This window comes from Alkalibacterium pelagium (genome assembly GCF_900109325.1).
In the GTDB taxonomy this organism is placed as follows: Bacteria; Bacillota; Bacilli; order Lactobacillales; family Carnobacteriaceae_A; genus Alkalibacterium; species Alkalibacterium pelagium.
Genome location: NZ_FNZU01000002.1, coordinates 185,327 through 198,055 on the forward strand (window position 1 = coordinate 185,327; position 12,729 = coordinate 198,055).

The following is a 12,729-nucleotide window of genomic DNA, read 5'->3' on the forward strand; positions in this document are numbered from 1 at the left end:
AGTCTGACATGTCACTCATTTCATCTTTTATCGCTCTACTTAAATCAGACTATCCATCTTTCGTTTCTTTTGATCTGGTCGGTAAAACCCTTCATATAAAAACAGAAGAGATAAAACTGTTACTTAATGAAGCTAACGTGCAGGGCTACCCGATTCAGACCGAAGAGGACAGATGTAGACTGACCCTGCCTCTAGTCAATAAAGAATCCGTAGCTGAGAATCTACTTGCCTCCGCTATTGGACGATCGCTTGAATTCTTCGATAGAATCGATTCGACAAATACCTATGCTTTAGATAATCTTCAAGATCTGGCTCATGGATCAGTTATCCTGACTGATCATCAGTACAGAGGAAAAGGGAGGCTGGGCCGATCCTGGCATGCTGATCTCGGAAAGTCCGTAGCTCTTTCTATTGTACTTAAACCGTATATCGACAGTCAGCAGGCAGTACTGCTTACTCAGCTGACCGCTGCTGCTCTTGTGAAAGCACTGGAACCGGACTGGCCTGCATCTATTAAATGGCCCAATGATGTAGTCATCGGCGGGCGCAAAGTGGCCGGTATTCTTGTTGAATCTCAATTCAGCGGCTCAGAACTGACTGGCATCGTGATCGGGACCGGGATAAACACCAATCTTTCAAGAGATGAACTGCCTGAAGAATTGAAATCTAAAGCCACTTCTCTGGCAATTGAAAAAAATAGAGTCATCGATCCTAATCCGATCATCACCAGCTTTCTATCCTGGTTTGACAAATTTTATACAGCCTGGGACGAGTCGATGGACGCCTCCCCTTTCATTTCCCTCTGCAGAGAAAAGTCAGGACTGATCGGAAAGGAAATCGCTGTTCATCACGACCAAACTTCGAAATCTGCCCGAGTCATCGACATCAGTGAAGAAGGAGAACTAGTCATCCGATACCGGGATACCAACGAAACAGACCGTCTAAACTCATTGAATTTCTCAGTCAGAGGACAGTCCGGCTATATCTGATGCAGTTATGTAAAATAACCCACATGTCTCTTCTTTACGGTAAGCAGTTGCCTCGTAAGGATAGCCATGCGGGTTATATTTATATTATTGATTGATAGAAGCCAAGTTCAATTAGGCTTCGTCGTTGTTTCCGTTCAGGACAGCCTTGCGGGACAAGTTGACGCGCCCTCTGTCATCAATTTCCGTTACTTTTACATCAAGCACATCGCCTACAGAAAATTCTTTGGCAACATCTTTAATATACTTATCAGACAGTTCTGAAACATGGACCAGACCATCTGTACCTTTAATGATCTCCACGAACGCACCGAATTTCTCAATTCGTTTGATCGTTCCAGTATAGATCTTGCCGACTTCCACTTCTTCAGTCAGCTCTTCAATAATTTCGATTGCTCGCTTGATTCCTTCAGCATCCTGACCGTAAATAGAGACATTACCCTCTTCGTCAATATCGATTTTAACATTCGTTTCATCAATAATGCTGTTGATCGTTTCGCCGCCTTTACCGATAACGACTTTGATCTGATCAGGCTTGATCTTAATTGATTCGATCTTAGGAGCATACTGGCTCAATTCTTTGCGAGGTTCTGGAATTTCTTCCTCGATGTTATCGATGATCTCAAGTCGGGCTTTCTTAGCCTGTACAAGTGCTTCTTCAAGAATCTCTTTCGTGATTCCTTCGATCTTGATATCCATCTGCAGAGCGGTGATCCCTTGTCTTGTACCGGCAACTTTAAAGTCCATATCGCCAAGGTGATCTTCCAGTCCCTGGATATCAGTTAGAACGGTATAGTTGTCTCCGTCCATAACTAGACCCATAGCAATACCGCCGACTGGAGCTTTTATCGGCACACCGGCATCCATCAGTGCAAGTGTTCCGGCAGAAATACTTGCCTGAGAAGAAGATCCGTTTGATTCAAGCACTTCTGCTACTAAACGAATAGTGTACGGGAAGTCTTCCTCATTAGGAATGATGTAAGACAGTGCACGTTCACCCAAAGCACCGTGACCGATTTCACGTCGACCAGGTCCTCTGACAGGACCCGTTTCTCCGACAGAATATGGCGGGAAATTATAGTGGTGGATGAATCGCTTGCTGTCTTCGCTGCTCAATCCATCAATGATCTGGTGTTCATTCAATGGTCCAAGCGTCGCAACTGACAGAGCCTGGGTCTGACCACGAGTGAAGAGTCCTGACCCGTGAACACGAGGCAGAATGCCTGCTTCGGATTCAAGTGGACGAATCTCATCGACTTTACGGCCGTCAGGTCTTGTATTCTCTTCAGTTATCAGACGACGAACTTCGTCTTTTTCCATGCCGTCGACGATGGTCTTAACATCTTTAACAACAGAATCATGATCTGGCGAATCACGGTACTCTTCTTCATATGCTTCGATGATCTGGTCTTTCAGTGTCCCAGTTTTTTCAGCTCTCTCCTGTTTATCAAAAGTCTGGATCGCTTCTTTCATCTGCTCATTATACTTGCCGATAATTTCCTGTTTAAGCTCTTCGTCAGGAAGAAGCAAAGTCACGTCCATTTTTTCCTGTCCGACTGCAGCAACAATCTCTTCCTGGAAGGCAACAAGTTCCTTGATCGCTTCGTGTCCAAATAGAAGGGCTTCAAGCATGTCTTCTTCAGCAACCTGATCCGCTCCACTTTCCACCATGTTGATGGCATCTTTTGTACCAGCTACGATCAATTCGATATCTGATTTTTCAGTTTCCTCTTCAGTCGGGTTGATGATAAATTTGCCATCTACACGTCCGACAGTTACTCCAGCAATTGGTCCGTTGAATGGAATATCAGAAATGCATAGAGCAAGAGATGACCCGAACATCGCTGACATTTCAGGAGAGTTATCTGGATTCACAGACATGACTGTGTTAAAGATCTGAACATCATTTCGGAATCCGTCGGCGAACATTGGACGCAGGGGACGGTCAATCAGACGCGCTGTTAACGTTGCATTTTCTGAAGGACGGCCTTCACGTTTGATAAAGCCTCCTGGGATCTTACCTACTGAGTACATTTTTTCTTCATATACGACCATAAGCGGGAAGAATGGCATACTACTTGGGTTCTTGCTGCCGACAGCTGTAGAAAGAACAACAGTATCTTCGTAACGGACAAGGACTGCCCCGTTAGCCTGTTTCGCCATCTGGCCGATTTCTGCGGTCAGTTCTCTGCCGCCGATAGTTGTCTTGAATACTTGTTTGTTTGACATGAAATTCTCCTTTGTTCAGGTAGCCTAACCTACTAGACAAAGGTCAGCAGATCTGATCCATTTCCATCTGCTCACATTTGCATAGTAGACAATTAAGCCCCTGACTGTTTTTTATAGTAAATAAAGCGAGATTCCTAAGAATCCCGCTTCAACTAGTAAGATTAATCTGTCTGTCGTCCCGCTCATTCTTTATGCATAAGCATGCAGATCAGCGTGATGGGACAGGACAAAATTAACGACGTAAACCAAGTCTCTTGATCAATTCACGGTAACGGGTAATGTCTTTGTTACGTAGATAAGCAAGAAGGTTACGACGGTGACCAATTTTTTTCATTAGTCCGCGCATTGAATGAAAATCTTTCTTGTGTGTTTTTGCGTGCTCATTCAACTCGTTGATTTCTGCAGTCAATACTGCGATCTGTACTTCCGGAGAACCAGTATCTCCTTCGTGGCGAGCGTAATCAGTAATGATCTGTTGTTTCTGTTCTTTTGAAACTGCCATGTTTTCCACCTCTTTCCTGTTTATGACTCCATTTACTGAGTAAGCGCTGGTGAAACGACAAACCAAGTAAAGGTCAGTGTGCCGACGCTGTCAACACTGTACAAATACTACAGGATTCAGGGTCAAAAATCAAGTATCAAAGCCAACTTTCCGGACTCTTTTTCCAACTTTCCAGACGCGACATATCCTCCTGATCCACTAGTCCATTCCTAAGTGCAGCGTCAATTAGAGAAGTATAATCTGTGATGGTGTGATAGTCGATATTCAAATCATGAAAGGCACTGGTTCCAAGATCGAGCTCGTACGTGAAAATCGCTGCCACTCCGAGTACATCAGCTCCTTCGCTTTTTGCTGCATTGACGGCGTCGATGACACTCTGCCCTGTGGATATGAGGTCTTCGATCACGACGATTTTAGCATGAGGCTGAAAGGTTCCTTCTATCTGCTTACCAGTTCCGTGCTTTTTCGCTTCACTGCGAATATAGACCATTGGCAATTTCAGTCGATCTGCAATCCAGGCAGCGTGAGGTATTCCTGCTGTAGAGGTTCCTGCAATCACTTCAACTTCAGGGTAATAAGTCTGAATGATATTGACGAATGCCGTGATTATTTTTTCCCTTACTTCAGGATAGCTCATAGTCAGACGATTGTCACAGTAAATCGGACTTTTGAGCCCGCTTGTCCATGTAAAGGGCTCTTTTGGTGATACTGTGACAGCCTTTATTCTTAACAGCTCTTCCGGTATGGTATGATGTTCTGTTTTCATTCTCTTTATCCTTTCCATTCTCTTTGAATCGTGCTGTAGATTTCTGCAGGATCAGCAGCTTGAGTGATCGGACGTCCAACTACAATATGAGTGGATCCCATTTCCCTCGCTTCTGAAGGGGTAGCGACCCTTACCTGATCATCTTTGGACGAGTGATCCAGACGTATACCCGGCGTCACTCTAAGAAAACGGTCATCGGTTGCACTCCTGATCAGATCAGCTTCATGAGCCGAGCAGACTACGCCATCAGCTCCTGAATCAAAGGCCAGCTTCGCATAGTGTCGTACACTCTCTTCCATTGTAAAGCTTATTCCTTGTTCCACCTGCATAATCTGTTCCGAAGTTGATGTCAGCTGAGTGACCGCCAGCAAAAGTGGCCGTTTACGACCGTGGGCTGTCCCACTTTCAAGTCCTTCTACCGCTGCCGCGATCATCCGGCTGCCACCTGCTGCATGAACATTGATCATGTCTACCCCAAGACGGGCTATGCCGGACATCGCTTTTTTCACTGTTGTCGGAATATCATGAAGTTTGATGTCAAGAAAGACACTATGCCCTCTGTTTTTGACCAGGTAGACAATCTCTGGTCCCTGCTGATAAAACAGTTCCATACCTATTTTAACATTTAACGTGTCAGAATCGAATCGATTTAAAAACGCTTCAGTATCTTTTGAGTTGGAAAAATCCAGTGCAATGATCGGTTCATTATCCAAGCCGACGTCCCTCCTTCACTTCCCTGATCAAGTCTTCAATCGATTCGATGCCGAGATCAGCCATTCGGTCCGGAAGCGCATCAATGATTTCATTCATGACCACCGGATTGTGATATGTCGCCGTACCTACAGCCACAGCAGAAGCACCCGCCAGAAACATCTGAATGACATCATCTGCGCTGCGGATGCCTCCCATCCCGATAATCGGAACAGACACCTCACGTGATACCTGATAGACCATTCTAACTGCGATCGGAAAAATGCTCTCCCCTGACAGTCCACCCATGACATTTCCCAGGACCGGCTTTCTAGTTTTAGTGTCAAAATTCATCCCTAAAACTGTATTGATGAGGCTCAGACCATCCGCTCCTCCTTCTTCAGCTGCCTTGGCGATAGTCACAATATCCGTCACATTAGGCGTCAGTTTGACGTACACTGGAAGTGATGTCACCTGCTTGACTTTTTCGGTTATACGTCTGACAGCTGACGGATCGACTCCAAAAGTCAGTCCACCTTCTTTAACATTGGGACAGGACAAATTCAGTTCCAATGCACTCAACACACCTGATTTGCTTAAAATATCTGCTACTTCAACAAACTCCTCTTCCGTCTCTCCTGCTACACTCCCGATGACCGGTGTCGAGAATCCGTGTAATCGTGGAAGTTTTTCGCTGACGACCTTTTCTACACCAGGATTTTTCAATCCTACAGCGTTTAGTGCACTATGATTTAGTGGATGAAATTTGGGGTCTTCATTTCCTATTCTTGCCTGACGGGTGGTAGATTTCAACACAATTGCTCCAAGACGATCGTAGTCATACAAATCATGGTACATATCACCAAATCCGAACGTCCCACTTGCAGGCATAACTGGATTTTTCATATTTAATCCGGGTAGTGAAACAGATAGTCGTGTCATATTGCTCCTCCATTTAAAAGTATTTTTAAAGTGCTGAAGTTGTAAATGTACGCGATTCAAGAACACTGATGATGGCTGAAACAGTATCAAGTGATGTCATCAGTGGAATCCCTTTTTCAATTGAGCTTTTTCTGATAGACAGACCGTCTTGTACAGCTTCAATGTTTTTGCCCATAGTATTGACGACCAGATTGACCTGTCCACTCATGATCAGATCAAGAATATCATATGACTGGTCTTCAGGATTACCAGTTTTTTCAATTTGATCAGCAGGAATCCCTCTCTCCTTAAAATTACGAGCCGTTCCTTCGGTAGCGGTGATTGAATAGCCGATATTGACAAGTCTGGCAGCTAAATCAGCTGCTTCATTTTTATCTTCGTCAGCTACAGTAAACAGGACTGTTCCGTGTTCCGGAAGTCTCATATCGCTTGCCTCAAATGCTTTGTATAATGCTTTCTCCAGTGTACTGTCGCTCCCCATTACTTCTCCAGTCGATTTCATTTCCGGTCCCAGCGTGGCATCCACTTTGTTCAGTTTAGAAAAACTGAACACTGGTGCTTTTACATGGACCATCGAAGAGAGTGTATGGAGACCCGGTGTATAGCCCTGATCTAGAATGGATTGACCTAGTATCGCTTTTGTTGCAACTTGAGCCATTGCAATGCCGGTAACTTTGCTTAGAAATGGTAAAGTACGGCTGGCTCGCGGGTTAACTTCGATAACGTATACCGTCTCTTCGTGAATAACAAACTGAATATTCATGAGCCCCACACAGTTCAGACCCAGACTCAATCTTTCGGTGTAATCGATAATCGTATCGATCACGTTCTGAGAAAGGCGCTGTGGTGGATAGACAGCCATGGAATCTCCAGAGTGCACGCCCGAGCGTTCTACATGCTCCATGATTCCTGGGATCAGCACCTGTTCTCCATCACAGATGGCATCCACTTCTACTTCTTCGCCTATCAGGTAGCGGTCGATAAGTACGGGATGTTCTGAAGATATACGTACAGCATCATTCATGTATCTTGACAGATCAGCAGCATTATCTACGATCTGCATTCCTCTACCCCCAAGTACATAACTCGGACGGACAAGAACCGGATAACCTATAGAAGAGGCTATAGTCAGCGCTTGTTCTTCCGTAACAGCGGTTCCCCCCTCAGGCTGAAGAATACTCAGACTCTTCAGGGCTTTCTCAAATTCATCTCTGTTCTCTGCTCGATCCAGATCTTCAACAGTAGTCCCAAGAATTTTCACCCCACGTTTTTGTAAAGGTTCAGCCAGATTGATAGCCGTCTGTCCACCAAACTGAACAATCACTCCTACTGGATTTTCCAGCTGGATAACATTCATGACATCTTCAACTGTCAGAGGTTCAAAGTACAGCTTATCCGAAATAGAAAAGTCTGTAGACACAGTTTCCGGATTGTTGTTCATTATGATCGCCTCATACCCAGCTTCCTGAATGGCTTTAACTGAATGGACGGTCGCATAATCGAATTCAACCCCCTGCCCTATGCGGATCGGACCGGAACCCAAGACAAGCACTGACTGTTTATCTGTAACCAGGCTCTCCTGCTCCTCTTCATAAGTACTGTAGAAATAGGGCGTGGATGATTCGAATTCAGCAGCACAAGTATCGACCGTCTTGTACACCGGCAGAAGCTCGTGCATGACTCTGAACTGACTGATTTCATCTTCGGTCGCATTCCATAGTTCAGCTATTTTCCAGTCAGAAAAGCCATAGGATTTAGCATAGGCAAGCAGATCAAGATCCCACCGACCTTCCGTCAGCCGCTGTTCGATTTCGACGATATGAAGCAGTTTGTCGAGGAAGAATAAGTCGATTTTTGTCAGTGACGCGAGTTCTTCCACTGGATACCCTCTTCTAATGGCTTCAACAAGATAAAACAGACGGTCATCCTGAGCTTTGACTGTCTTGTTGATCAGCTGGTCATCGTCAAGATGATCCAGCTCAGCCAGCTGTACATGGCTGACCCCTATTTCAAGTGACCGGACAGCCTTCAATAAACTTTCTTCAATAGTCCGACCGATCGACATGACTTCACCTGTCGCTTTCATTTGAGTAGTCAGTGTTCGGTCCCCTGTTTCAAATTTATCGAAAGGCCATCTCGGGATCTTAGCAACTACATAATCCAGAGCTGGTTCGAATTGGGCATATGTCGTTTCAGTGACAGGATTTTTCATTTCATCTAAAGTCAATCCGACAGCGATTTTAGCTGCAAGTTTAGCAATAGGATAACCTGTAGCTTTACTGGCCAGAGCAGAGGATCGGCTTACTCTTGGATTGACTTCAATTACGAAGTAATCAAAACTGTTCGGGTCAAGAGCCAGCTGGACATTACATCCCCCTTCAATACCCAATGCTCTAATGATTTTAAGGGAGGCATCTCTCAGCAGCTGATATTCCTTGTCGGTCAGTGTCTGACTTGGCGCAATGACAATCGAATCTCCCGTATGAATGCCGACGGGGTCGATATTTTCCATATTACAGACGACCATCGCATTGTCATCAGAGTCTCTCATGACCTCGTATTCAATCTCTTTATATCCGGCAATACTCCGCTCGATCAGACACTGGTTCACTGGAGACAGTTTCAGCCCATTCCCGACGATGTCACGCAGTTCCTTTTCGTTGTCACACAGTCCACCTCCGGTTCCACCCATGGTAAATGCCGGTCTGACAATAACGGGATAACCGATTGAGTCTGCGAAATCCAATGCTTCCTGGGTGGTATGGACAATATCGCTATCCGGTACAGGTTCATTCAATTCTCTCATCAGTTCTCTGAACTGATCGCGGTCTTCTGCTTTATTAATAGCTGACAGACGGGTACCCAGCAGCTCGATCCCCAGCTCATCAAGTATGCCTGTCTCATTGAGCGCAATCGCCATATTCAGTCCCATCTGTCCACCTAAGGTCGGCAGCAGTGCATCCGGTCGCTCTTTTCTCAGTATTCTTGAAATAAATTCGACAGTCAGAGGTTCGATATACACTCTATCTGCTATCTCCTTATCCGTCATGATCGTAGCCGGGTTAGAGTTGATAAGAACCACTTCATAGCCTTCTTCTCTCAGAGCCAGACACGCCTGAGTCCCGGCGTAGTCAAATTCTGCAGCCTGCCCGATGATGATCGGTCCAGAGCCAATCACTACAATCGTCTTGATATCTGTTCGCTTAGGCATTCGTTTCTTCCACCTTCCATGCATCCATTTCTTCAATAAACTGGTCGAACAGGTCTGCGGCATCATGAGGTCCAGGTGCAGCATCCGGATGATACTGTACGCTGAACACCGGATACCGGCGATGTCTCAATCCTTCAACTGTTCCATCATTGATTTCAATGTGTGTGATTCTCAGTTCATTATTATCGACTGATTCTTCAGATACCGCATATCCGTGGTTCTGAGACGTAAAATCGATTCGACCAGTCGCGATCTCACGTACTGGATGATTAAATCCTCTATGACCAAAAGTCATTTTAAACGTATCTGCACCATTCGCCAGAGCAATCAGCTGATGACCAAGACAAATCCCGAAAATCGGTACATGTTTCTGTAGTTCTCTGATCATGTCATGGGCATACGGCAGATCTTTAGGATCGCCTGGTCCGTTCGTCAGCATCACCCCGTCAGGTTTCAGATTGAGTATGGTATCTACTTTTGTATCATGCGGCAGAACCGTTACATGACATCCTCTTTTATTCAATTCATGCAGGATACTATGCTTCAGACCAAAATCGATGACAATCACGCGACGTCCATTTTGAGGACTGACATAAGGGCGTTCAGTAGACACTTGAGCGACCTGATCAGTCGGAAGAGTAACGGATTTAAGCCGGTCGATTAATGCATCTGTCTCTTCTGTAAAATCCGTTAAAATGGCTTTCATAGCGCCATGTTCACGAATCACTCGCGTCAGTCGCCTCGTATCGACACCAGTAAGTCCTGGAATATCTTTTTCTGTTAAAAATTCATCCAGATTCATTCTGCTTCGCCAGTTTGATGGTCGTCTCGCAAATTCCTTGACGATCACAGCTTTTGTCGTTGGGAAAATGGATTCGTAGTCATCCCTGTTGATGCCTGCATTTCCTACTAAAGGATAAGTAAAAGTCAGCAGCTGACCATTGTATGACTGATCAGTGATTGATTCCTGATAACCGGTCATTCCTGTGTTGAAAACGACTTCTCCGATCGTTTCTTTTTCAGCACCAAATCCGAATCCTTTAAAGACATTTCCGTCTTCCAGTACGAGCATTCTTTTTTTCATATGTTCTCCCCCTCATATACGACTTGACCATCAACCATTGTAAATACTGTAAGTCCATTGACTTTCCAGCCTATAAATGGGGTATTTGAAGATTTTGAGAGGAAATCTTCACGCGAGATACGTTCTTCTCCAGCCAGATCAAAGCAGGCCAGATCCGCTGGTGCCCCAACTTCGATTCTTCCAGTTTCCATTTTAAATATATCTGCAGGTATGGAGGTCAACTTACTAATCAGCTGCTTTAAACTGAGCTTCCCTGTTTTAACAAGATAAGTGTATAACAGAGCAAAAGCTGTTTCACTTCCCACAATGCCAAAAGGAGACCCGATCATTGATCCGCTTTTCTCTTCATCGCTATGAGGGGCGTGGTCTGTGGCAATCATGTCGATCGTGCCATCAATAAGACCTTCGATCAGAGCCTCTCTGTCTTCTCTGCTACGCAAAGGGGGATTCATTTTAAACTGGCTTGTATCAGATGGGATATCCTCATCACATAAAAGTAAATGGTGTGGCGTGACCTCTGCCGTCACGTTGATTCCGTAACGTTTTGCATCTCTTATAACACGCACACTTTCTTTTGCTGACACATGACAGACATGGTAATGAGCTCCAGTGGCTTCAGCCAGCAGGACATCTCTTGCAATCTGCGTTGACTCAGTCAGCTGCAGCATGCCGGGAAGGTTCAGTTCATTATTTCTTTTGCCTTCATGCATCACACCATTAAACAAAAGGCTGTCATCTTCAGTATGAGCCACTAGTGCTGCCCCATTTTCTGCGGCTTCAAGCATTGCTTTATACATTGTTCCAGCTGTCTGAACTCCGACACCGTCATTTGTAAAAGCAAAGGCTCCTTCTTCTAACATAGCCTTCTGATCAGTCAGTTCATTGCTTGTCAGTTCCCTTGTGATCGGAGCGTAATGTTTCACTTTGACCTGCGCATTCTCATCTATTCTCTCTATGATTTTCTTGAATCGTTCAGGCGTATCCGGAACTGGGCTGAGATTCGGCATAGCACAGATAGTTGTAAATCCGCCTCGAGCTGCTGCCTTTGATCCACTTTCGATCGTTTCTTTGTACTCATATCCCGGTTCTCTAAGATGGACATGCACATCAATCAGTCCAGGTGAAACCAGTTTTCCTTCAGCATCCAGTATCCGTCCAGCTTCATCATCAAGATTCATACCAATTTTCTGTATGATTCCCTTATCAGTGTATATATCTACTTGACGAGTCTGTCCTGTTTCATCAATTATTTCTGCATTCTTAATTAAAATCGACACACGTGTCATCCCCTGTTTTTTAGTTTAAAATCGAATCTATGATTGCCATACGTGCAAATACTCCGTTTTCCATCTGTCTGACTATTCTCGATCGATCACATTCAACCAGCTCATTAGCAATTTCAATGCCTCGGTTAACCGGTGCCGGGTGCATGATGATGGCTTTTCTGTGCATTGTGGATTCTCTTTCTTTGGTCAGCCCATACTGAGCCAAATAGGAGACATCCAGTTCGTGACTTGCCTGCTGTATATGTCTTTCACGCTGAACCCGAAGCAGCATTAAAACATCGACTTGATCTGCCAGTTCATCAATAGATCTGTACTCACCATATGTCTGACATTCAGTACCAATAAACTCTTCCGGACCGGTAAAAAAGAGTTCAGCTCCAAGTTTCTTCAGGATCTGCATATTGCTTCTGGCTACTCTTGAGTGAAGGATATCCCCTGCTATGGCGACCTTCACACCTTTAAAGGTTCCAAATTCTTCATAAATCGTCATAAGATCAAGTAAAGACTGACTAGGGTGCTGGCCGGCACCATCTCCCCCATTGACGATTGAGCACGTAATGGACTCGCTGTTGATCAGCTGGTTATAGTAAGCAACATCACTGTGTCTGATAACCATCAGATCGATTCCCAAAGACTGAAAGGTAAGAACCGTGTCATAGAGACTTTCACCTTTCCTGACACTGCTCATGGAGGGCTGAAAATCCAGCACATCCATTCCTAATTTTTTTTCAGCCATCTCAAAGCTTTTGTGTGTACGCGTACTTTCTTCAAAAAAGCAGTTCACTGCATACATTCCCTTGTACTTGGGAACAGATGAGTTATGCTTGTAGGCAAGTGCCATCTTTATTAGAGACATGATGTCATTCTCGTTATAATGATTCAGTGAAACAAAGTGTCTGGCCTGTCTTCTTTCTGACTTATCCATTTCTTCCTCCTTCGTATTTACGGATATTCAGTGGCTCTCTGGACATTAAAAGACCCGGTGTATCCAGGGACACCGGGTCTTCACGGAATAACTATGAAACAATAACAG

Annotated in this window: 10 protein-coding genes; 1 reads left to right on the plus strand and 9 read right to left on the minus strand. The window is 44.8% G+C overall.

Annotated elements, in window-relative coordinates; genetic code table 11:
- Positions 1-8: 8 nt before the first annotated feature.
- A complete protein-coding gene (locus BMX79_RS02585) occupies positions 9-989 on the plus strand; it encodes a biotin--[acetyl-CoA-carboxylase] ligase (protein WP_170230943.1) in 981 nt (326 codons plus the stop codon).
- A 111-nt stretch (positions 990-1,100) separates the two neighbouring features.
- On the opposite strand, the gene pnp is transcribed toward BMX79_RS02585, so the two are convergent.
- The 9 genes from pnp to BMX79_RS02630 form a co-directional block, all read right to left on the minus strand.
- Positions 1,101-3,215 carry a polyribonucleotide nucleotidyltransferase gene (gene pnp, locus BMX79_RS02590; protein WP_091478861.1) on the minus strand — a complete coding sequence of 705 codons (2,115 nt, stop codon included), beginning with the start codon at positions 3,213-3,215 and terminating at the stop codon, positions 1,101-1,103.
- 232 nt (positions 3,216-3,447) lie between these two features.
- Positions 3,448-3,717 carry a 30S ribosomal protein S15 gene (gene rpsO / locus BMX79_RS02595; RefSeq protein ID WP_091264966.1) on the minus strand — a complete coding sequence of 90 codons (270 nt, stop codon included), beginning with the start codon at positions 3,715-3,717 and terminating at the stop codon, positions 3,448-3,450.
- Between the two features lie 136 nt (positions 3,718-3,853).
- Positions 3,854-4,483 (minus strand): orotate phosphoribosyltransferase, encoded by a 630-nt coding sequence (pyrE, locus tag BMX79_RS02600; protein WP_091478862.1) that lies wholly within the window; start codon positions 4,481-4,483, stop codon positions 3,854-3,856.
- 5 nt (positions 4,484-4,488) lie between these two features.
- Positions 4,489-5,196: an orotidine-5'-phosphate decarboxylase gene (gene pyrF / locus BMX79_RS02605; RefSeq protein WP_091478864.1), complete on the minus strand. Its 708-nt coding sequence runs from the start codon at positions 5,194-5,196 to the stop codon at positions 4,489-4,491.
- Positions 5,189-6,115: a dihydroorotate dehydrogenase gene (locus tag BMX79_RS02610; protein ID WP_091478865.1), complete on the minus strand. Its 927-nt coding sequence runs from the start codon at positions 6,113-6,115 to the stop codon at positions 5,189-5,191. Before BMX79_RS02610 ends, pyrF begins: the two co-directional genes overlap by 8 nt.
- A gap of 25 nt (positions 6,116-6,140) precedes the next feature.
- A complete protein-coding gene (gene carB, locus BMX79_RS02615) occupies positions 6,141-9,326 on the minus strand; it encodes a carbamoyl-phosphate synthase large subunit (RefSeq protein ID WP_091478867.1) in 3,186 nt (1,061 codons plus the stop codon).
- Entirely contained in the window at positions 9,319-10,410 is a 1,092-nt protein-coding gene (locus BMX79_RS02620; RefSeq protein ID WP_091478868.1) for a carbamoyl phosphate synthase small subunit, read from the minus strand. Before BMX79_RS02620 ends, carB begins: the two co-directional genes overlap by 8 nt.
- Complete coding sequence (gene pyrC, locus BMX79_RS02625; RefSeq protein ID WP_246117617.1) at positions 10,407-11,687, minus strand: dihydroorotase; 1,281 nt, start codon at positions 11,685-11,687, stop codon at positions 10,407-10,409. The genes BMX79_RS02620 and pyrC overlap by 4 nt, the downstream gene beginning before the upstream one ends.
- A 19-nt stretch (positions 11,688-11,706) precedes the next feature.
- Positions 11,707-12,621: an aspartate carbamoyltransferase catalytic subunit gene (locus tag BMX79_RS02630; RefSeq protein ID WP_091478872.1), complete on the minus strand. Its 915-nt coding sequence runs from the start codon at positions 12,619-12,621 to the stop codon at positions 11,707-11,709.
- Positions 12,622-12,729: the final 108 nt, after the last annotated feature.

Coding starts and splice junctions, on each gene's coding strand:
- BMX79_RS02585 (WP_170230943.1), top strand. CDS start 9: ATGTCACTCATTTCATCTTTTATCGCTCTACTTAAATCAGACTATCCA.
- pnp (WP_091478861.1), bottom strand. CDS start 3,215: ATGTCAAACAAACAAGTATTCAAGACAACTATCGGCGGCAGAGAACTG.
- rpsO (WP_091264966.1), bottom strand. CDS start 3,717: ATGGCAGTTTCAAAAGAACAGAAACAACAGATCATTACTGATTACGCT.
- pyrE (WP_091478862.1), bottom strand. CDS start 4,483: ATGAAAACAGAACATCATACCATACCGGAAGAGCTGTTAAGAATAAAG.
- BMX79_RS02610 (WP_091478865.1), bottom strand. CDS start 6,115: ATGACACGACTATCTGTTTCACTACCCGGATTAAATATGAAAAATCCA.
- carB (WP_091478867.1), bottom strand. CDS start 9,326: ATGCCTAAGCGAACAGATATCAAGACGATTGTAGTGATTGGCTCTGGA.
- BMX79_RS02620 (WP_091478868.1), bottom strand. CDS start 10,410: ATGAAAAAAAGAATGCTCGTACTGGAAGACGGAAATGTCTTTAAAGGA.
- BMX79_RS02630 (WP_091478872.1), bottom strand. CDS start 12,621: ATGGATAAGTCAGAAAGAAGACAGGCCAGACACTTTGTTTCACTGAAT.